The 21409-nt window shown below is 59.9% G+C and carries 18 protein-coding genes; 11 read left to right on the top strand and 7 right to left on the bottom strand.

Annotated features, from left to right (window positions below; translation table 11 throughout):
• Window positions 1-87: 87 nt before the first annotated feature.
• Together pheA and LPB405_RS05085 are read right to left on the bottom strand one after the other, a co-directional pair.
• Window positions 88-1035, bottom strand: coding sequence for a prephenate dehydratase (gene pheA / locus LPB405_RS05090; protein ID WP_219100402.1), 948 nt, complete (start codon window positions 1033-1035; stop codon window positions 88-90).
• 211 nt (window positions 1036-1246) lie between these two features.
• Window positions 1247-2134, bottom strand: a complete 888-nt coding sequence (locus LPB405_RS05085) for a spermidine synthase (protein WP_257604851.1) — start codon at window positions 2132-2134, stop codon at window positions 1247-1249.
• Between the two features lie 168 nt (window positions 2135-2302).
• Here LPB405_RS05085 and LPB405_RS05080 point away from each other — a divergent pair, with 168 nt between their 5' ends.
• Window positions 2303-2926 carry a GNAT family N-acetyltransferase gene (locus LPB405_RS05080; RefSeq protein WP_219100400.1) on the top strand — a complete coding sequence of 208 codons (624 nt, stop codon included), beginning with the start codon at window positions 2303-2305 and terminating at the stop codon, window positions 2924-2926.
• A gap of 240 nt (window positions 2927-3166) precedes the next feature.
• Window positions 3167-5257 carry a phosphate acetyltransferase gene (pta, locus tag LPB405_RS05075; protein ID WP_219100398.1) on the top strand — a complete coding sequence of 697 codons (2091 nt, stop codon included), beginning with the start codon at window positions 3167-3169 and terminating at the stop codon, window positions 5255-5257.
• Window positions 5258-5463: 206 nt separating this feature from the next.
• Here pta and LPB405_RS05070 read toward each other — a convergent pair whose 3' ends face one another.
• A complete protein-coding gene (locus tag LPB405_RS05070) occupies window positions 5464-5901 on the bottom strand; it encodes a hypothetical protein (RefSeq protein WP_219100396.1) in 438 nt (145 codons plus the stop codon).
• A gap of 419 nt (window positions 5902-6320) precedes the next feature.
• On the opposite strand from LPB405_RS05070, the gene LPB405_RS05065 reads away from it, so the two are divergent.
• Window positions 6321-7310: an HNH endonuclease gene (locus LPB405_RS05065; RefSeq protein WP_246823621.1), complete on the top strand. Its 990-nt coding sequence runs from the start codon at window positions 6321-6323 to the stop codon at window positions 7308-7310.
• Window positions 7311-7401: 91 nt separating this feature from the next.
• Here LPB405_RS05065 and dcm read toward each other — a convergent pair whose 3' ends face one another.
• Complete coding sequence (gene dcm, locus LPB405_RS05060; RefSeq protein WP_049326782.1) at window positions 7402-8721, bottom strand: DNA (cytosine-5-)-methyltransferase; 1320 nt, start codon at window positions 8719-8721, stop codon at window positions 7402-7404.
• 193 nt (window positions 8722-8914) lie between these two features.
• Between dcm and LPB405_RS05055 the strand changes: the two genes are divergently transcribed.
• From LPB405_RS05055 to LPB405_RS05025, 7 genes are all read left to right on the top strand, one after another.
• A complete protein-coding gene (locus LPB405_RS05055) occupies window positions 8915-10414 on the top strand; it encodes a Sau3AI family type II restriction endonuclease (protein ID WP_219100394.1) in 1500 nt (499 codons plus the stop codon).
• Between the two features lie 561 nt (window positions 10415-10975).
• Entirely contained in the window at window positions 10976-11686 is a 711-nt protein-coding gene (locus tag LPB405_RS05050) for a DUF6318 family protein (RefSeq protein WP_219100392.1), read from the top strand.
• Window positions 11687-11958: 272 nt separating this feature from the next.
• Entirely contained in the window at window positions 11959-12855 is an 897-nt protein-coding gene (locus tag LPB405_RS05045) for a peptide ABC transporter ATPase (RefSeq protein WP_257604850.1), read from the top strand.
• Window positions 12856-13392: 537 nt separating this feature from the next.
• Window positions 13393-13818, top strand: coding sequence for a metal-sensitive transcriptional regulator (locus LPB405_RS09150; protein WP_219100388.1), 426 nt, complete (start codon window positions 13393-13395; stop codon window positions 13816-13818).
• A gap of 63 nt (window positions 13819-13881) precedes the next feature.
• Window positions 13882-14097 carry a heavy-metal-associated domain-containing protein gene (locus tag LPB405_RS05035; RefSeq protein ID WP_044150011.1) on the top strand — a complete coding sequence of 72 codons (216 nt, stop codon included), beginning with the start codon at window positions 13882-13884 and terminating at the stop codon, window positions 14095-14097.
• Between the two features lie 29 nt (window positions 14098-14126).
• Complete coding sequence (locus tag LPB405_RS05030; RefSeq protein ID WP_219100386.1) at window positions 14127-14513, top strand: chorismate mutase; 387 nt, start codon at window positions 14127-14129, stop codon at window positions 14511-14513.
• A 165-nt stretch (window positions 14514-14678) separates the two neighbouring features.
• The gene (locus LPB405_RS05025) at window positions 14679-17189 is read left to right on the top strand and encodes a heavy metal translocating P-type ATPase (protein WP_219102049.1); all 2511 of its coding nucleotides are present in this window, start codon (window positions 14679-14681) and stop codon (window positions 17187-17189) included.
• A gap of 296 nt (window positions 17190-17485) precedes the next feature.
• On the opposite strand, the gene LPB405_RS05020 is transcribed toward LPB405_RS05025, so the two are convergent.
• From LPB405_RS05020 to LPB405_RS05010, 3 genes are all read right to left on the bottom strand, one after another.
• Window positions 17486-18142 (bottom strand): NAD(P)H-dependent oxidoreductase, encoded by a 657-nt coding sequence (locus tag LPB405_RS05020; protein ID WP_060824179.1) that lies wholly within the window; start codon window positions 18140-18142, stop codon window positions 17486-17488.
• Between the two features lie 125 nt (window positions 18143-18267).
• Entirely contained in the window at window positions 18268-19707 is a 1440-nt protein-coding gene (locus LPB405_RS05015) for an MATE family efflux transporter (RefSeq protein ID WP_219100384.1), read from the bottom strand.
• 86 nt (window positions 19708-19793) lie between these two features.
• A complete protein-coding gene (locus LPB405_RS05010) occupies window positions 19794-20186 on the bottom strand; it encodes an RNA-binding S4 domain-containing protein (RefSeq protein ID WP_005507918.1) in 393 nt (130 codons plus the stop codon).
• Window positions 20187-20542: 356 nt separating this feature from the next.
• Here LPB405_RS05010 and LPB405_RS05005 point away from each other — a divergent pair, with 356 nt between their 5' ends.
• Window positions 20543-21370, top strand: coding sequence for a UDP pyrophosphate synthase (locus tag LPB405_RS05005; protein WP_070593234.1), 828 nt, complete (start codon window positions 20543-20545; stop codon window positions 21368-21370).
• Window positions 21371-21409 lie beyond the last annotated feature (39 nt).

Here is a 21409-nt window from a genome sequence, read left to right as displayed (position 1 = left end):
GGGGTTTGCGCTGGTGGGGCGCGGGTAGGTGCGGGGGTGGCTAGCGGCGGGCGGCTGGTGGTGCCGCCGGTGGTGCTAGTGGTGCCGCTAGTGGCGCTGCAGATGTGCGGGGCGGCCGTTGGGGAATAGCGACTCGACCCATTCGTGTGCGGCGTCGAAGGAGCCGTCGGAGTGGATGGCGTCGACTTCGGTGTTTTCGTGGTCGGCGCGCGGGTAGGAGCCGAGGAATTTCAGCGTCGGGGAGACGCGGTGCAGGCCGCGCAGGGCGTCGCGCATGCGTGCCTCGTAGATGTGGCCGTCGGCGTCGATGCTGAACGAGTAGGAGCCCATGCCTTCGCCGGTGGGGCGCGATTCGATGCGGGAGAGGTTCACGCCGCGTACCGCGAACTGTTCGAGCAGTTCGAGCAGGGCGCCGGCGCGGTTGGTGGGCAGCGGCACGGTCAGGGTGGTCTTGTCGGAACCGGTCGGTTCGGGGATGTCGGCGGTGCGGGAGAGTAGCACGAAGCGGGTCACGGCGTTCTTGTTGTCGCCGATGTTGTCCTGCAACACGTGCAGTTCCGGGTGATAGTTCAGCAGCGCCGGGGAGCAGATTGCCGCATCGTAGGTGCAGCCCTCTTCGAGCAGACCGACAGCCGCCGCCGCGGTGGAGGAGCCGGGCAGGTAGGCGGCGGTGGGCACGTTCTCCTGCGCCCAGCCGCGCACCTGCGCCCAGGCGTGCGAGTGGGTGGAGATGGTCTTAACGTCTTCGATGCTGATGGGCTTCGCGGCGACCAGCACGAAGCGGATCGGTACGAGCACCTCGCGGATAATGCGTACACCCTCGCTGGCTGCGATAGCGTCCAGGGTGGCGCTCACGCCGCCCTCCACAGAGTTTTCGATGGGCACCATGGCGGCGTCCACCTCGCCCGCGTTCAGGCGTGCGAGCGCGTCGGGCACGCTGGTGGCGGGGATGCGTTCGGCGTCGGATGCGCCGGGGACGCTCAGCAGGGCGGATTCGGTGAAGGTGCCGGAGGGGCCAAGGTAGGTGTATCGCATGCCACTATAGTAGCGTCTGCCGTGGAGGGGCCGCCGAATTCGGTGATAGGTTACGGTCTTTGGCGATAGTTAAAAGCCCCCACCAAAGTCACTAACCTATGGTCGAAAAACTTAAGTCATGGCTGAAGGACCTAAGTCATTACCGAAAAAACTTAGGTCATGACCAGAAAACCTGAGCCGCCCCCGAAAACCTATACCGCGGCTGAAACCGCTACCTCACGAACTGGCGAACCCGCGCGGTGTCCCAGTACTGGGCGGGCACGCCTCCACCCATGAGCTCACGGGCGATAGCGGCAGCCTGCATGGAACCAGCCTCCGGCAGGGGTGCGTGGGAGCCAGCAATAATGACGTTGCCGCGGCGGCGGCCCTTCAACATTGCCGAATCCGCCACAATGCACACGTACTCGAACACCTCAAGCAGGGCGGACGCCTCCGCGCGGGCACCGGTCAGCGCCGGCCCGTCGCCGCAGTTCAGGATGTACAGGCCACCGGGTGCCAGCGACTCGGCGACGGTGCGGGTGAACTCGACGGTGGTAAGCGCCTCGGGGGTGGTGTCCCCGGCAAACACGTCACGAATCAGCACGTCGCGGGATGCGGGCGCGAAGGTCGCGGTGACGGCACCCGCCTCGCCCACACGAATCTTCACGCGCGGCGCCTTGGGGATGTCGAACCAGGCGCGCACATACTCGGCGAGCTTGGCGTCCAGCTCAACGACCGTGTTGCGGCTCGTCGGGTACAGGTCGGCAAAATAGCGCGCCATGGAGCACGCGCCGCCGCCCAGGTGAGTGATGCGCAGCTTCGTAGCGTCCAGGTGCTCCTCCACGTGCGAGGAGACGACCGCCGCAATCCAGCGCATGTACTCAAAATCCAGCTGGCGGGGCTCACCCACAATCACGTGGGAAGACTGCACACCATTAATGAGTAGCAGCCAGCCGTCGGCGTGGTAGCCGTCGGGGACCAGCTCCGCCTCACCGGTAGAAATCGGGTACACGCCAGCGGCGGCACCCTGCACGGGGGTGTTCTCGGTATCGTCGATGCGGTTCTTCTGGGTTTTCTGCGCCTTCTGGGATTTCTTCGGTGCCCTGCTCTTTTTCGCCATACCCACTAGCCTAGCCGACGACCCGCCCCCCCCCGGTCAGCGCCGCACCTAATCGGGGGCGGGCCGCCCGACGGCGCTCGCATCCCGGGGTGCCGCTCCCGCACGCCCCTAGCGTACGCACCCGCGAAGGACCGCCTCCACAGGGGCTAGCTGAGTAGACTAGAACCCATGGGATTTGTATGTCAGGGCCGCTACGCGCTCGCACCGATTGAACCGACCGACGCCGAAAAATACGTCAACCTGCAGCTAGACTGCATGGAACAAACCTACGACCCGATCTACTTCGACACGCTCGGAGAAAGCTTCACCGCCCGCCACCGCGCCGAACGCAACGAATACCTCGAAGACTTCCACCGCCACCTCGCCTCCCCCACCGTGCGCGGCTTCTTCGCCTACGAGGTGCCCGGCTGGACCCCCGACGGTGGACTCTCCTGCGCCGTGGGCACCCAGATCGACTGGGAGAAGCCGGTCGGCATGGCACTCTCCCTGTGCGAGCCCTCCTCATGGGAACTCGAACGCGCCGACGACCTTCCCGAACTGCCCGCAGGCACCCGCAAACTCACGCATCTGTACACCCTCGACCACACGCACGGCACCGGGCTCGGGCAGGCGCTCTACGACTCCGTCATCTACCCGGACGAAAACTCCTACCTGTGGGTCATGGCAGAAAACGAACGAGCGGTCTCCTTCTACGAGCGCCTCGGCTACCGTAACGAAGGCGTGTACTTCCAAGCACGCGGCATCTGGGCCCCCGGACGCAGCGTCCGATACGCGCGCATCCTCAACCCCTAAGCTCACCCCCTAAACGGCACACCACACCAGGAGGCGACACGCAAAACATCCCCACCCCGCAACAGCCGCGCACCCGCCCACATGACGCAGCGCACCGCACACCCTGTTAGGCACCACCCCCACAACACCTTAAGATAGAAGATGACATATAAGCTCGACGCACCCGCGCACAGGAGCATATACACCCCTGCGCAACCGCGGGACCCAGCGCCGAACATCGCATAGAAGGACAGTAAAACAATGACCACTGGTCTTTACCTCTCCGCTATGTCCCAGAACTCGGGCAAGTCCCTCGTAGCCCTGGGCCTAGCAGACTCCCTCATCAAGCGCGCAGACCGCGTCGGCTTCTTCCGCCCCGTCTTCGACGGCGCAACCATCGCCGACGACCCCATGGCACGCCTCATCCGTGAACACTTCGGCCTGGCCGAAGAGCAGGTCGGCGGCGCAGTCTCCATGACCGACGCACTCGCACTCATCGCAGAAGGCGATACCGAAGAAATCTCCGCACGCGCAGTCTCCGCCTACGAAAAGGTCGCAGCAAACAGCGACGTCGTAATCGTCGACGGCGTCTACCTGCCCGCCAACGCGCTCTCAGTCGAATTCGACCTGAACGTCCAGATCGCACGTGACCTCGGCCTGCCCGTCGTCGCAATCGTCGGCGCACAAGAAGCAACCGTCGAAGAAGCAGTCACCGCAGTCGACGTGGCACGCACCGAACTGCTCGCATCCAAGGCAGACCTGCTCGCAATCATCGTCAGCCGTGCAGAACCCGAACTGCGCGACGAAATCGAGAACTCCGTCAAGCGCGGCGACGCAAACCTGCCCGTCTACGTGCTGCCCGAAATCCCCGAACTGAACGCACCCACCGTCGGTGAAGTTGCCGAAGCTCTCAAGCTCGACACCGAAGGCATCAAGGCAGAAGACCTCGGCCGCGACATCCACGGCATCAAGGTCGCAGCAATGAACGTCTCCAACTTCCTCAACCAGTTCGTCGACGGCGACTTCGTCATCGTCCCCGGCGACCGTGCAGACATCGTTGCAGCAACCCTCGCATCCGCACTGGCACCGACCTTCCCCGCGCCCTCCGGCGTGCTGCTCACCGGCGGCCTGGACGCACTGCCCGGCAAGAACACCGCAGTCGGCTCCCTCATCGACAACGCACCGTTCCCCGTGCTGTCCACCACCAAGGACACCTTCAAGTCTGCACGCGCAGTCTCCCGCGTGCGCGGCACCCTCGAAAGCGGCCACCAGCGCAAGCTCGCAGCCGCAATGGGCGGCTGGGACGAGTACGTCAACAAGGACGAACTGCTCGCACGCCTCGAAATTGAGCGCCCCGCATCCATGACCCCGCTGCGCTTCCTGCACAACCTCATCGAGACCGCACGCGCAAACCGCCGCTCCGTGGTCCTGCCCGAGGGTTACGACGTGCGTATCCTGCGTGCATCCGAAATCATTGCACGCCGCGACTTCTGCGACCTGATCCTGCTCGGCAACCCCGCCAAGATCGCAGAGATCTGCCGGGCCGAAGGTATCGAACTGCCCAGCACCATTCGTATCATCGACATCGAAAACAACGAGTACACCGAGGACTTCGCAGCAACCTACGCTGAGCTGCGTGCACACAAGGGCGTCACCATTGAGGCTGCTCGCGAGCGCATGACCGACCCCTCGTACTTCGGCACCATGCTCGTCTACAAGGGCATCGCCGACGGCATGGTTTCCGGTGCAGTGAACACCACCGCGAACACCATCCGCCCCTCGCTCGAGTTCATCAAGACCCGCCCCGGCACCAAGATCGTCTCCTCCGTCTTCCTGATGCTGATGGAAGACCGCGTTCTGGTCTACGGCGACTGCGCAGTGAACCCGAACCCCAACGCAGAGCAGCTCGCCGACATTGCGAAGGCATCCGCAGAGACTGCACGCCAGTTCGGCGTCACCCCCAAGGTTGCTATGCTGTCCTACTCGACCGGCACCTCCGGCGCTGGCGCAGACGTGGACGTTGTGCGTGAGGCAACCGAGCTCGTGCGCGCTTCGAACCCCGACTTCGCGGTCGAGGGCCCGATCCAGTACGACGCTGCTTCGAACATGTCCATTGCGTCGACCAAGCTGCCCGGTAGCGAGGTCGCTGGTCAGGCTACCGTGTTCGTCTTCCCCGACCTGAACACCGGTAACAACACCTACAAGGCTGTTCAGCAGTCTTCGGGTGCTGCCGCTGTGGGCCCGGTTCTGCAGGGTCTGCGTAAGCCCGTGAACGACCTGTCGCGCGGTACCACCGTTGAGGACATCATCAACACCGTTGCGATCACCGCAATTCAGGCACAGAGCCTGTAAGCCGGTTTTTGACCGCTGAATGAGGCCGCCCCGGCCACTGCACCCCCGTGTGGGTGCGGTGGACGGGGCGGTTTCTTGTGCTGTTTTTATTGCGCCGATTCTATGCGCCGAGAAGCCACATGTGTTTCGAAAAGCAACATATTACGTGGCTTCTCGAAACACATGTGGCTTCTCAAGGAGGGGTTTTGGTGCAGCTCCCCCCCCGGTTAGTCCTTGCGGGTGCGGTCAAGGCGCACATAGTTGATCACGCCAAGAACAGCCATACCCACGGCGACCAGCACCGGGTCGAGGGCGGGCGGGAAGAGCCAGGTGAGCCCCACCTCCACGGTGTAAGCGATGAGGCGGCAGACAAGGTAGGTGCACACCGCCACGAAGAGCGCGTAGGCGACGATGATGCCGACCGGGCGGGGCTCGTAGCCTTCTCGTCGGGCGCGTAGAGCGGCACCCAGGGCGTTACCCAGGTACAGGGCGAGGGCACCGACGACGACAGCCGCGGTGAGGGCACCGTCGAGGAGCGTACGCGGGGTCAGCGGTGCGGTGCCTACCTCCGAGAAGAGGTTGAGGATGCGCACCCCGGTGTAGGCGTAGCAGAAGATAGCTGCGGCGCGGATGGTGAGGGGTAGGTTGGTCCAGAAGGTTTTCATGCGGCCCCTTTCGAGGTGGAGGGCGGGCTTCTGTCTGAGTGTTACCCCAAGGATACCCAAGAATGCCGGAGTGTGATGCGAATCAATAGCATTGTGGCTGGTGAAAGTTGTGCATGCGGGTGCCGAACTTTGCACCGAATTTATGCGCCGAGAAGCCACATGTGTTTCGAAAAGCAACATGTTACGTGGCTTCTCGAAACACATGTGGCTTTTCGAGGAGAAGACGGGTAGAGAATTTTTGTAATTACAGGATTCCACCACCCCTACCCCGTGAGCCGGTGACCACCCAAGCAGCGGCAAACCGCCCGGGCTGCTAGGCTGCTGCTATGGACAACAACTCAACACCCTCACTGCCGGATCTCGTTCTCCCGTCCGTAGTGACGACCCTCAGCCTCCCCAGCAAGCATGCTTCAACTGACATGCGGCTCCCCCAGGCATGGCTCCTGCGCTCCGTTCCCGACGAAGAGAACCGCAGCGCCGCCAGCGGCAAAATCTACGATGACGCCCTGGAATTTCGTTACGTTTACGACTCGAGGGTGCCTAACGGACAAGACATCCGAGAGGGTGACTTCGTGCTGATTCGAGATAATTCGATTCTTCTTGGGAGCGCAGTTGTCCGCAAGATTGAGGTCACGGATGAGAATAAAATCCTGACTGTCTGCCCCCGATGCGGTAACAGCCGTATGATACTCAGGTCTGACGGAATGTGGCGATGCGACGGACGCTGCCTGCGTCCCGATGGTCTGAAACCCCTTCAACGGCTACACAAGAATCCACCCCAAGAAATAAAGAGGGTTCAGCGGTTCGTCGCCTACTACGGCGATACCTGGACTGAACTCATCGGTGCGTTGAACAAAGATTCTTTTGAAGGGCTTTGTGCACCAGGCAAATATAACCGGCAGAACAGCATTGTTGCCCTCGATACGGCTAAAGTCCTTGACTGGCTTGAAAGCCTGAATACTTCGGGCATTCACCTGCTTCCTCTGGGGGATGCTCACGGGGCACCCGTGAATCCTCGTGGCGGTTTTACGATGCGCACGGTCAGGGCTCGCAAAGGTCAGCCGCAGTTCCGCCAGCAGCTGTTGAACCGCTTCGGAAACATGTGTGCGTTTACGGGTGCTTGCCATACGGCGGCACTGGATGCGGCGCACCTGTACAGCTATGCACGCGAGGGTGAGCATCGCGTGGATGAGGGTCTGCTTCTACGCAAGGATCTGCATAGGCTTTTCGACAGCGAGCTGGTGGGTGTGAGTTCTTCGCGGACTCTTCTTCTGCACCCCGGTTTGGGAAATACGCAGTATCAGTCGTTGGCGGGTGCCCGCCTGAAGGTTGAGTTGCCTAACCGAGCTCTGGAGCTTCTGGATGAGCACCGCTCGGGTCTGAGCTGGCTTGATGAGGCGCTGGTTTAGCCCTGCTCTGGCTTAGGCTGCCGGGCGTGCAAAAGGAGGTGCGGTAGCTTTCGGGCTACTGCACCTCCTGTACGTTTTTACTGGCTGTGTCTTACTGGTTGTGTCGGCGGGCGATAGCCTTACCGATTTCGTGCGGGATACCCACCACGAGAGCGTTACCCATGCAGAAGGCACGGTTACCGTCACTCATGCCGGTGTCAGTCCAGCCGCGGGGGAAGCCCTGCAGCTGATCCAGCTCATCGGGCACAAGACGGCGGTACGCACCAGAATCGCCAATCACAACATGCTTGAAGCGGGAGGCTCCCGAGCCTCCTTCGCCGGTCAGGATGGTACGCGCCGGGCGGTCGAGCGGGTCAGGGAAAGACATTGAACCTTCGGTGTAGAAGTATTCAAAGCCGCTTGCCTTATTGATACGCTTTTCCTTCTTCGCACCCTTGAGGTACTCCCAAGAAGGCACCTTGTCAGGGGCAATAAAGAACTGTTCCGGCACCTCAGAGTCGGGAAGAACCACGTCACCGAGCGTCTTAAATTCGCCGCGGTAGTCGGGCTCTACCTTGCTGGTGAGCACGGTGCCGTTCTGCATGACACCGGCAATCTGGAAGGGCGAGGTCTTAGCGCCAATTCCGAAGTGTTCCGTCTCGTAGTAGGGGTCATCGGAGATGGTGAACTCATCGGCCTCATTGAGCTCTTCGAAGACGGAGAGAAGACCCTCAGATTCTGCAGTTTTGACCGGGAATGCTTCCGCCAAAACACCGGTGTGGGTGATTCGGCGCGACAAATCCCATTCGGGGGCGTTGTGTTCGGCGTAAATGTAGACGCGCTTACGCTTCTGCGGGTGGCCGTACTCTGCCGCGTTGATAACGCGCCATTCGACGCTGTAGCCGAGCGCGTAGAAGCAGGAGAGCATAATGGCGAAGTCGCGACCTCGCTGCTTAGCGGGCGACTTCAACAGGCGGTCAACGTTCTCCAGAACAACATATTTGGGGGTTTTAAGTTCGAGCGCGCGGTGAATATCCCACCAGAGCACGCCCTTCTTACCTTCAATGCCGTGCGACTGTGAAAGGGGCTTGGTGACCGAGTAATCCTGGCAGGGGAAGCCACCGCAGAGCAGGTCAGCGTCGGGAATTTCGTAGAGGCCCGCCTCCACGTCATCAAGTACGGCGTGGATGTCGCGGTTTTCGAGGTTTGCTTCTTCGCCGAAACGTTCCTGGTAGCAGCGTGCCGCAAACTGGCGGCCGACCGTTCCCGGGGGCTCCCACTGGTTCGCCCAGACAGTCGTGAAAGGGCCTGCGGAGGGCAAGGTCATGCCGTTGGCGTTATAGCCTTCAAATCCTAAGCGGAAGCCACCTACACCGGCGAAAAGCTCGATAACTCGGATAGGCTGGCTACTGCTGGTGGTTTTCTGATCCATGAGTCAGTAGTCCTTATAGTCCTCTGTAAATATATTCGAATACTAATACTATAACATAGAACAGCTATTCAGATCAAGTGGGTTACAGAAAATCCAGTGACGAGCCAAAGAGCGCAACTGCCGTATCTGACGTAGCATGAGAGCAAGAAACAGCACCGCCGCCACCCCTCTACTTCCGGAAGGAACACCGACCATGGGCCTTTTCGATTACGACAATACGAGCATTGATAGCATCCTCAAGTACACAGAGAAGCATCTCATCGGCCGCACACTCTATGACATCTTGGAAGAATTCCAGAACTCCGAGTACAAAACCTATGAAGATAAGAAAAAGGGCACTCCCTCAATGGTTGCCCGCAAGGAAATTAGTGAGTTCTCCAAGGGAATCTACGGCAACCTCACTGAAGAGGCTGGCTTCGGCATCAAACCTAATAGCTCCCCGGAACCAGACATTCCCGCCGCAAAGGTCGAAATCAAGACGACCCCTTACCGAGTGACCGCGAACGGCGCTATTTCCGCCAAAGAACGCCTAGTCCTCAGCATGTTTAATTTTCATGAGGAAAATCTAGACGATTTTTATCAGACGCACCTTTGGCATAAGTGCCAAAATATTTTGCTTCTGTTTTATAAATATCGAAAGAATCGCGATATTTTGAATAATATCACCGATAAATTTTTCCTTTTTGACTGGCCCGAAGAGGATATGCCGACCATTCTCGAGGACTATAAACGTATTACCCAGAAAGTCCTGGAGGGACGCGCGCACGAGCTTTCCGAATCTGACGGCATGTATCTTTCGACCTGCCGCAAGGGTGCCGGCAAAGACAAGGATCGCACTACCCAGCCCTATGGCCCTGAGCTGGCCAATAGGCGCGCCTGGTCACTCAAGAGTAGCTACATGACCACTCTCCTCCGCACCAAGGTTTTCAGCCAGGAGGAGCAGGAGAGTATCGCTCGCGCAGCACAAGACACTTCTAAGCCTTTTACTCAAATCATTGAAGAAAAGCTTCTGCAGTACCGGGGCCAGAGCGAGAAAGAACTCTGCAAGGAATTTGATGTTAACTTTAACGCCAAGGGCCGCAACAGCACTCTTGTAAGGAAAATTCTAGGCCTTTCCTCGGATATTGATAGTACTGCCGAATTTAAAAAGGCGAACATGAATATTCGCGCTATTCGTGTTGATAGAAACGGGCTCCCTAAAGAGGATTCTCCCTTTAAGAACTACCGTTTTATTGAACTAGCGAATGAAAAGGAATGGGAAGAGTCCCATATTTACACCGAGATTTTCTCAAGGAAATTCATGTTTGTTGTTTTCCGCGAGAATGAGACCGGTGATTTCTGCTTGGATCAGGTCAAATTCTGGGGTTTCCCTGATTCCCTCGAGCCTGAACTGGTGAGGGTATGGCAAGAGACGAAGGAAATCATTAATCAGGGCGTCAAACTGACGGTCAAGCCGAATGGCGAGGATGGTGTTAAGGTTTCCACTAACTTCCCGCAGAGTAAGGCGAACGAATACCTTTTTACGAAGGTTCACGCCTCCCAGACCTACTACGAAGTTAAGCCTGGCGAATTTGTCGGAAAAGGCAAGCTCAAGGACACCGACGAACTGCCCGACGGCAGCCGCATCACGAAGCACTCCTTCTGGCTACCCAAGAAATTCGTTCAGCAGATTCTGCGCGGTGAATGGGACTAATAACCGAATGTAATAACCGCAGCAGGCGGCCCCGGATACGGAAGTGTTCGGGGCCCCCTGCCTTTTAGACCGAGGTTTTCGATAGGTTAGTGCCTTCACCGTGGGTCTTTAACCCGCAGTGAAGACACTAACCTATCGACGAAAAAGCTAAGTCATAGCCCATAACCGGCTCTCACCTACCTGGCGCAGCCGAAGATTCGGTCATGGGTTACGGATTTGTGCCATAGGTTAGTGTCTTTGGTCGTAGTTAAAAACCATGGTCGAAGACACTAAACCATGGCACAAATTCTGCTGAGACGGCGCCTCCGCGGGCGCAGAGATATTTGATGCATAAAGCATTGAGAAGCCCGAATAATGACCAACGACCGTCATCATCCTCAAAAGAATGCAAACGACGGCAAACATGCGGTAGGGTGGTAACTGTAGCGTTCCACGGCGCATTGATGCGCTTGTTGGGCGCGCTACGGGGCTGTTTTTCTTCCGGCAGTCGACGCAACCTGTGAATAACGGCCCGACATGCACATATATCACACCGTCACCGACGATAGGAGCATACTTTCTATGGATTCGACCATCTTTAATCGCCGCACCCTGCTGGGTGGCGGCGCACTTGTGGGCCTGGGCGCCCTGCTTGCGGCGTGTGGTCAGCAGGCAAATAACGAGGCGGCAGCCACCGCATCTGCTGCCCCGACTGAAACGACCTCGGCTTCTGCTGCGGCGTCTGGGTCACCTTCGGCGAGCGCGACCCCGTCTACTGTCCGAGGCTACTCGGGTGGCTCAAAGGCACCCGATGGGGAGTACCGCCCTGCGGATAAGTACGGTCCGGCACAGAATGTACCGAAGCCTAACGTTCCGGAGGACGGCTACAACGAAAAGTCGTTGGAAGGCATGCGCAAGACGATGGATGCCTGGATTCAATGGGGAAACTACGGTATTCAGACAGGCGACTACACAAAGGCGCGAGAATTCACCTCACGTAATTTCACTTCCGAATTGGATGCCTACGAAAGTGTCGAAAACCTTTATAAGCGCGGCGGATGGGTCATCGACGGTATCGAGAAATTTACGGCAGATGGATCTCCTTGGTCTGAAGATGGGGAAACCTATTTCTGGAAAGCCTACCGTGGATGGAACCAGGAAATCCATGTTGAACCGAGTGGTAAATGGACTGCTTGGGATAACGATGATAAAACTAACGACACTTTCAAATTCGAGATGAAGCACAATGGGAAAAAATGGGAAATTATAAGCTGTGAAGAGGTTGATGATTAGTTATGCACAAAATAAATGAACGTATAGCTTATTGCGTCATTGGATTGCAATTTATATGTCTCTTGCCAGCACCTGCAGGTGCACATGTATCTACTAAAGAATGTTCATCTGGTAACGGCGCATCCGTATGCCAAGAATCTACAGTCGCGAAGAAAAGGACTGAAACCAATACAGGTAAAAGGGGCGGAGAAAGCATTCAGAATGACTCAGTTGTTCATCAGCCTGCGGAAGGAGCAGAACCTAGCACCTACGCCACTAAAGGCGCTAACGGCATGACCGTAATTCGTTCCAAGAGTGACTCTAACATCCTTGGCTGCGTAGGTAAGGGCGGAAAGATTGGAAACGTAAAACTCAACAATCTTATTGTTCGTGACGATGGGACCTACATTGATGGTGGCTTTGGCAAGTATAGCCGCACCTCAGAAACCTGTGTTCCCGAGGATACCCGCACCCTCACCAGTGCCGACAGCCCCGGCCCCACTGGCCCGACCTACGAAGAAGTCATGGAGGAAATCTTCCACGCAGCAGAATCCCTAGAGCCCGGTAAGCCGACCCTGCACCAGTCCTACAACAACCCCGCAGGCACTGGCAGGGCAGAAGATGACCCCAACGTCTACAAGGGCGACCAAATCAACTTCTATGTCGATGACGGCGGCCCCTACCGCCTGGAAGCAGACATGCTCGCCGGACACGTCGAAATTGAGCTCATGCCCTCCTCCTACGTCATCGAATACGGCAACGGAGATACCGCCACCAACTACACCGCGGGCAAACCGGTCACCACCTACCCTCGTGAACGTCCGCGTGAAACTGCAACGAGTTACGCCTACCAGCGGTCTGGTAACTTCCACGCGTACGCGACCGTGCACTACACGGCTCGTTTCCGCGTGGACGGCGGCCCGTGGCAGATGATGATGGTGACCCCGCAGGCGACCAGTGATCCTTTGCTGGTGCGTGTGTGGTGGGTTGATGTTGGACGCGTAGCCGGTGACTGCAGCTACGACGACACCAGGTGGGGTTGCAAGAACGACCCGACCATGGGTAAGCCGGACAACCCGAACCCCAGGTTGCGCAAGGCCGACATTCGTACCGGTCAGCGTTGGCACCTGAACGATAACGGCGACGGGGACACGGAGTATTCGCTGCACCGCGACTGGCCCGATATGTAAACCAGTTCTGACCCGACATATAAATAACCGCAGCAGGCGGCCCTGGATGCGTGTACATCCGGGACCGCCTGTTTTGGTATGCCGAAAAATCTGCTGAGGCGGCGCCTCCACGCGGGTGAAAATTCGCTCATGACTTAGCAATTTCAGCCATGACTTAGCGTCTTTGGCGATGGTTAAAACCCCAGCCCAAAGTCACTAACTCATTACCGAAAACACTAAACCATCACCGGGTCCCGCCCGCCTACCTGGCTCAGACGCAGATCCGGTGATGAGCTACGGATTTGTGCCATAGGTTAGTGTCTTTGGTCGTAGTTAAAAGCCATGGCAGAAGACACTAACCTATGGTCCAATTTCTGCGGGGAGGTACAGCTCCTTCATATCGAAAAGCCACATGTGTTTCGAGAAGCCACAATAATGGTGGCTTTTCGAAAGACATGTGGCTTCTCGGCGTAAAAAGCCTCGGTATGAAAAGCCGCACCGCGTAACAACCCGTAACACCCCCTTGCGGGATACCCCCCTAGGGTATATACTGGAGTCATGGAAACCACTAGCAACCAGTGCTGCCACAGCACATCCGACCAGGTCAGCACCGCATCCGACGCACCCGCCAAGGAACAGTCCGAGGCGCACACTGGCGCATGCTGCAGCGGCGAGGCGCCCGAAACCCAGTACGGTTACACCTCCAACAAAGAGGCGCACCTCAAGCGCCTGCGCCGCATCGAAGGGCAGGTTCGCGGCATCGCCCGCATGGTCGATGAAGACAAGTACTGCATCGACATCCTCACCCAGGTTGCCGCGGTCTCCAAGGCGCTCCACGCCGTCTCCCTGAACCTGCTCGAAGAGCACATCGGCCACTGCGTGACCGGCGCCGCCGTCGAATCCGAACGCACCGGCGACCCGACCATCGCAGAGGCCAAGGTCAAAGAGGCAACCGCCGCGATCTCGCGCCTCATGCGCAGCTAAACACGCTGCCCCTAAACACCGGGCGGACCCAAGTTTTCAACCCATTACCGAAAGGAAATCATCATGAGCACCACCACCGTTAAGGCAACCGGCCTGACCTGCAACCACTGCGCTATGAGCGTCAGCGAAGAGGTCAGCGAAGTTCCCGGCGTGACCGGCGTGACCGTGGACGTCGTCAAGGACGGCGTCTCCACCGTGACCATTGAGCACGAGGGCACCCTCAACACTCAGGCTGTCGCAGACGCCATCGTCGAGGCTGGCTTCACCCCCGCCGTCTAGCACGGCAGCCGGCTCGATTAGGAGTCATCATGGCTTACCCTCCGCAGTACATTGCGATGGTTGTTGGCGCGGTCCGCACCCTTGTCGGCGCCGAAAACATACACCTGCGCGACGCGATTGCCCGCGTTGCCAGGCAGATGAATCTGGATGCGGCGCTGGTCGATTCGTGGGTGAAGCAGAGCCCCGAATATACGGCGCGTGAAGATGCGTCCGGCGCCGCGCGACGTAGCGGCACGAGCGCGAATAAGCGTTCCGCCGAGCACGAGCAGGGCGTGAAGGCGCGCGAGAAGGCGAACGCTTCGCCGTTCCCGCGGGCTACCGTGAAACGTGCCTACGGTGTGTCTGATCGTGGCGCGAAGGTGACCGGTATTCGCCCGCATACGAGCAGGCCGGATGGGCTGCCCGGCGACCACTGAGCCGCCGTAGCTTTACTCTCGCCGCAGCTTTCACCCTCGCGCGCTCTCGACGCTGCACCCCTGATACTGCACCAAACACCGCCCGGGGCGGGGTCCTTCGGGGCCCCTCCCCCCGGCTTGGTGTGTACCTTTTTCTACCCTCCCGTTTTTGAGTTTTGAGGAAGTATTGTGTCTTCTACACAGCCTTCACTAACCACCCGTGAGCCCTCATTACAGAGTGAGCGCTCTCTTTTTAATCCTGCCGGAACGACCGCAAAATCAACGGAGTCAACCCGAATTATCCACGTGGACATTCAGGGCATGACCTGTGCATCCTGCGTGGGCCGCGTGGAGCGTAAGCTCCGCAAAATCCCCGGTGTTGACCCGGCGGTGAACCTGCCGCTGGAGTCCGCGCGCGTCATCGTACCCGAGGGCGTGAGCGACGAGCAGATTGTTGAGACCATCAACAACGCCGGCTACACGGCGCACCTTAAGAACGGGCCGCGTGCGGGCGCTGGAACGAACGCGAGCGCATCCGACGGCGGCGGTCAGCACACCACCCCGAGCATGAACGGCGGCTTCACTGACCGCATTATTTATGCGGCGATTTTGGGTGTGCCGATTTTCTTGATTTCGATGTTCCCGGCGTTCCAGTTCCCGAATTGGGGCTGGGTCGTGGCGATTCTGACCGCGCCGGTCGCGTTCTGGTGCGCCGCGCCGTTCCACCGCGCCGCGCTCATCAATGCCCGTCACGGCTCGTCCACGATGGATACGCTCGTGTCCCTCGGCGTGGTCGTGGCGTACTTCTACTCGCTGGCGCAGCTGCTCATGAACCCGGCACTGACGACGCACGTGCACCATGCGGGCGGCAGCTTCTGGTCGATGTTTACCGGCCACCACGCGCCGCTGTACTTCGATTCGGCGTCCATGGTGACGCTGTTCCTGCTGATTGGTCGCGCGATTGAGCACCGCACCCGCCACCGTTCCTCGGAGGCGCTGCGCACCCTGCTGAGCATGGGTGCAAAGGAGGCGACTCTGCTGCGCACCGATAAGCAGGGCGTGACCAAGCAGGTGCAGGTTCCGGTGGAGGATCTCATGCCGGACGACCTGTTCCTGGTGCGCCCGGGTGAGAAGATCGCCACGGACGGCGTGGTGGTCGAGGGTACCTCCGCGGTGGATGCGTCCCTGCTGACCGGCGAGTCTGTGCCGGTGGAGGTGCATCCGGGCGATACGGTCACGGGTGCCACGGTGAACACTTCGGGTTCGTTGACGGTGCGCGCCACCCGCGTGGGCGCCGAGACGACCCTGGCGAAGATGGGTGAGCTGGTGGCCAGCGCCCAGGAGACGAAGGCTCCTATTGCTCGCCTGGCGGACCGTGTTTCTGCGGTGTTTGTGCCGGTGATTTTGACGATTTCGGCGCTGACTCTGATCGGCTGGTGGCTGATTTCCGGTGACGGTGCGGCGGCGTTCAACGCGGCGGTGTCGGTGCTGGTGGTGGCGTGCCCGTGCGCCCTGGGCTTGGCGACTCCGACGGCTCTGCTGGCGGGTACGGGTCGCGGCTGGCAGTTGGGCATTTTGATTCGTAATGCGCAGGTGCTGGAGGCGACGAGCACGGTTGATCGTGTGGTTCTGGATAAGACCGGTACCGTGACGACTGGTGAGATGTCTGTGGCGTTCTACGGCACTTTTGACGACTATGAGTCGGCGGGTGACCTGGCCGGTATTTCGCCGGATTCCGCCGGTTCCAAGAACGAGCGTTCCCTGTCTGTTCTGCGTGATGCAGCCGCCGTGGAGGCGCTGAGCGAGCACCCGATTGCCCGCGCAATTGCCGGTTTTGCCCGCGAACAGGGCGTACTTGCTGAGGGTGCTTCGGCACCGAGCGTGAGCGACTTCGAGGGTGTTCCCGGAGGCGTGCGCGGCGTGCTGAGCGGCGCGGGTGAAGGTGCTGAGAGTGGCGCCTCCCAGCTGGTTGTGGTGGGTACTCCCGAGTACCTGCAGGCAGCCGGCGCGCAGCTGAGCGAGGCCCAGTTGGCCCTGCTGGATCAGGCTCGCCGGGCGGGTCTGACGACGGTGGTTGTCGCCCGCGGCGAGGCCCCGAATAACGAGGCCGCAGAAAACGCTCCCGCCCCGCAGCCGGTCGGCATGATTTCGGTTGCCGACACCCCCAAGCCGGAGGCTGCAGAGACCATGGCACAGCTGCGTGAGCTCGGCCTGGAGCCGATCCTGCTCACCGGTGACGCCCCGCAGGTTGCGCAGGCGGTCGCCTCGCAGGTCGGCATTTCGGCTGAGAACGTGTACGCCGGCGTGACCCCGGAGGGTAAGTCGCAGGTGGTTGAGAAGTTGCAGGCCGCCGGTCACCGCGTGGCGATGGTCGGCGACGGCGTGAATGACGCCCCGGCGCTGGCTCTTGCGGAGCTGGGCATTGCGATGGGTTCGGGCACGGACGTTGCCGCGGAGGCTGCCGATATTGTGCTGACCCGCTCGGATATTGCCTCGGTGGTCACGGCGCTACGCCTCTCCCGGGCTACGCTGCGCACCATCAAGTCGAACCTGTTCTGGGCGTTCGCCTACAATTCGGTGGCTGTTCCGATCGCCGTGGCGGGCCTGCTGAACCCGATGATTGCGGGTGCGGCAATGGCGTTTAGTTCGGTGTTTGTGGTGCTGAATTCTATGCGTCTGACGGCGTTTAGGAAGTAGCGCTCTGCCGTTGTACAGAATGAATTGCCGCGTGCGATTTCAAACCGCGCGATTTCAAACGAAAAATTCAAAAGCATATCTCGCCGTGCTTTTCGCACGGTAAAAGATATAAAGAAATGCACCGCCCGTGTAAAGGCGGTGCATTTCTTTATATTCAGTTTTCACGGGCGGCGGCTTGAGCGCCTAGCTTGAACACCAGGCGCGAACACCTGGCTCAAACGCCTCGCCCGAAAGCCCGAGCTCAACAGCACGAGCTCAGCAGCCCGGCAAAACCTCGCCGAGAACCGGGCAGAACCTTATGCCCAGGTCACCAGGTCCTCGATGGAGCGGCGGCTCTTCGGGGCAATCTCGCGGGCACGGTAACCGAAGGTCACAGCAACGGACACGCCGTACTCCTCCGGGTCGAACAGGCCGGCAGAGACGAGCAGCTCGTTCACTGCCTCGTAGTTCATACCCTCAATGGGGCAGGAGTCGATGCCGAGCATTGCGGCGCCGGTCATCATGTTGCCCAGGGCGATGTAGGTCTGCTTGGATGCCCAGTCGAAGAGCGCGCGGTCGCTTTCCAGGACCTTCATGTCGTTCTTCTGGAAGTTACCGTAGCGTTCGAGTGCGGCCTCCATCTGCTCCTCGGTGAGATTGCGGCTTTCGAGAGTGCGGCGCATCCACGGGGTGTCGTAGCGCAGACCCTTCTTCGCCAGCAGTACGACCAGGTGGCTTGCGTCGTCGAGGGCGCCCGCCATGCCCCAGGCGATCGGCTTGAGCTTTTCGCGCAGTTCGGGGTCCTGGATGACCAGGAACTTCCACGGTTCGGTACCGACGGAGCTGGGCGACAGGCGCGCAAATTCGAGGATTGCGGCGAAGTCTTCGTCGCTGATGCGGCGGTCGGGGTCGTAGGCGCGGGTTGCGCGGCGGCGGGCGAAAATTTCGAGAGCTTCTTCGCGGGTTACGGTCACGGTTTCATCCTTTACATGAGGGTTTCAATACCCTGTCATGCTACACCCGCGGAGGGTGCGGGCGGTCTAATTGTGAGCCATTACGCACAGAGCACGTATGTTCGAAGCAGTCAGGCTCGAAGGGTTTAGGCACCGGCTTTCATCCACACATCCGAGGAGGCGCGGCGACCAAAAATGACCGCACGGATTCCTTGGAAGTACAGAATATACGCCGCCCACAAGCCGCAATACCCGGCAAGCGCATCCATGGCACCGGCACCGACCGCCCAGTGCAGCCCAAGCATGACCGGCACGTACATGACGAGCATGATGAAGCAGCCGATTGCCAGGTATTTCACGTCCTGCGCGCCCATGAGGATGCCGTCCAGGGTGAACACGTAGGCGGCGATGGGCTGGCCGAGGGCAATGATGACGGTGGCGATGGTGAAGAGGAACGCCACCTGCGCGTCCTGAGTGAATAGCCAGGAGCCGAAGAAGCCGATGAGTGGGCAGATCAGGCCGGTGATCACGCCGTAGATGAGGCTCATGCGCAGCAGCCGGTTTTTCAGCTGGCGCACCTTCACGCGTTCGGATTCCACAGCCAGGTCACGTTCGCCGAGTTCCTTGCCGAGTAGCGCCTGGGCGGCGATGGCGAGGGAGTCCAGGGCGTAGAGGAAGAGGTTAAATACGCCCATGCCGAGCTGGTAGGCGGCGGTGTGTTCGGTGCCGAATCGTGCCACGACGAACACGGTCAGCAGGGAGGCAATGCGCATGGACAGGGTGCGCAGCATGAGCCAGGAGCCGAGGGACAGCACCGAACGCATGCCGGCAACGTCGGGTGCCCAGCGGACGGCGTGTTCGCGGGTGCCGCGCATCATGACCGTACCGAGCGCGGCAGCCATGCCCCACTGGGTGAGGGAGGTTCCGGTCGCCGAACCGGCGACGCCCCAGCCGACCGGGTAGATGAGCAGCCAGTTCAGCGCAATGTTCACGAGCGTGCCGACCGTGGCGACTTTGAGCGGGGTGACGGTGTCTTGCAGTCCGCGGAGCGTGCCGACCTGCGCGAGGATTATCATCATCGGCGGGATGCCCCAGAGCGAGTGGTGCAGGTAGTCGAGGGCGTAGCTCATGGTTTCGTCGGTCGCGCCGAGGCCGCGCAGCAGTGGGTCTGCGAAGGCGTATCCGGCGACCATGAGGAGCATGCCGAGGCCGAAGGCGACCCACACGCCGTCCACGCCGATCTGCCAGGCGCGGCGCAGGTTCTTCTCGCCGAAGGCGCGCGCCACGGCGGGCGTGACGGAGTAGGCGAGGAAGTTCATGAGGCCCACGACCGTGGTGACGAGCGTGGCGGCGATGCTCATGCCGGCGAGTTCCGCTTTGCCGAGTTGACCGATGAGGGCGGAATCGGTGAGCACGAAGATGGGTTCGGCGATGAGCGCGCCGAAGGCGGGTACGGCGAGCGCGAGGATGCGCCGGTTCAGCGAAGGCGCAGCGGTGTTCGCAGCGGTGTTGGCGCTGGCATTGGCACTGGGGCTCGCGGCGGTATTCTTCGCGGGCGCGTTGTTCGGGTGCTTCTGTGTGCTCATCCTTCTAGGCTACTCCCCGCCGCGGCGGCGGGTGCCTGCGCGCGGGGCGGGGTGCACTCTGCGAGATAGGCGCGCGAGATGCGCGGTTAGGCGCCTCGGCCGCGTAGTTCGTCGAGGGCGCGGCGTTCCTTCTTGGTGGGGCGGCCGCTGCCTCGTTCGCGTTTGGCGACCGGGGGCATGGAGAGGTAGGCGGGGCGCGGGCCGGAAAGGTCTTCGTAGCAGGTGACGGCGATGGGGGCGCCTACGCGTTTGACGAGGAGTTTTTCGACTTTGAAGACGCGTTCCCAGCCGGGGTAGCGCACGCGCACCACGTCGCCCTTCTTGAGTTTTTGGGAGGGTTTGGCGGGGGCGTCGTTGACGCGTACGTGGCCGCCTTTACATTCGTCGGCGGCGAGGGAGCGGGTTTTAAAGATGCGCACTGACCAGAGCCAGAGGTCGAGCCTGGCGCTGGTTAGTGCGTTGGTGTCTTCTGCGGTCATGTGTTCATTGTGGCGCGAGGCGGGCGGGGCACCAAATCAGGTGCGCCCGCCTGCGATTCCTACCCCTCCGCCGTTTTCACAGTGATTCCGCCGTATTTTTGCCGTGGTTTCGACAGGATTTCGGAGGGGTTCCATCATGGTTTCGTCGAGCCGCGCCGCAACCGGCACTGGACCCGCCCTGCGGCAGAAATTTTCTGCTGCACGCACCAGCCTATTGAACGCAAAACCGCATCTACTAGGGGTATTGTTAAGTCACCTTCTCAAGAAGTGTTCTCAAGGCCACATCGTTCGCGTGGTCTACGGGGGGGGTGTGGCCGCGACGCCACGGGCTCCCTGTAACAGATTGGATATACACCATGTCAGCTTTGAAAAAGCTCCTGGCGGCTACCCTCATCAGCACTATGCTGTCTTCTTGTTCCTTCGGTCCCACGCTGGAGAAGGATGAAAGCGCCCGCGCGATTTTCGACGTAGAAAATGATCGGGTGATCCTACCCCTGGACGCTTACAACACCGACGGCAAGGACGAATACTTCACCAAAGCCCTTGAGCTCGCCCGCAAAAAGTGCTTTGCCGAACACGGGCAGCACTACAAGATGTTTGTCCGCACCGAGGGATCCGGCAGGAACCTCGGCAGGACCTACGGAATCTGGAACGTTGAGCACGCCCAAAAATACGGCCTCCACGAGCGCGACGAATCGAATACGCTAGACCTGTCCTCCCCTGCACCCTCATCCGACCCTGGGAAAGATGTCAGCACCGAATGCTACCAGCGCGCCAGCGAAGAGATGGCAAAAATTGGAGAGATACCATTCGGCTCCGCCACGTATAGGCGTGTGGAGACCGACGTTCGAAACGCCGCTGGGGATAGACAGCTCAAAAAGTCCCTCGACGACGAATGGAAGCGATGCGTCAAGGATAAAGGCCTCACCCCCGATAGTGAGATGACCGTCAAGGAAGAAAAGAATATTCCTCAGAGCACCACCCCCTCAGAAGAGGAAATTCGAATCGCCGTCATCCAGGCGCAGTGCAATCAGGATGTAGGCCGTTCACAGAAGCTCTACGACCTGGAGGCGCAGTACCAGAAACCGCTCGTCGACAAGAACCAGGCAGCCCTGGAGAATGAGCTTAAAGAATTCAAGCGCCGGGACGAGCAGTTCAAGCAGTACGTCCTCGACAACCAATAACAGCGAATAACAGCCGGTTGGCCGACAGAAAAGGGTGTG

Origin of the sequence: Rothia mucilaginosa (assembly GCF_019334805.1) — a bacterium.
Classification (GTDB): domain Bacteria; phylum Actinomycetota; class Actinomycetes; order Actinomycetales; family Micrococcaceae; genus Rothia; species Rothia mucilaginosa_C.
The sequence above is the reverse complement of the archived record's forward strand: the minus strand, read 5'-3'. Positions and strand labels throughout refer to the sequence as shown.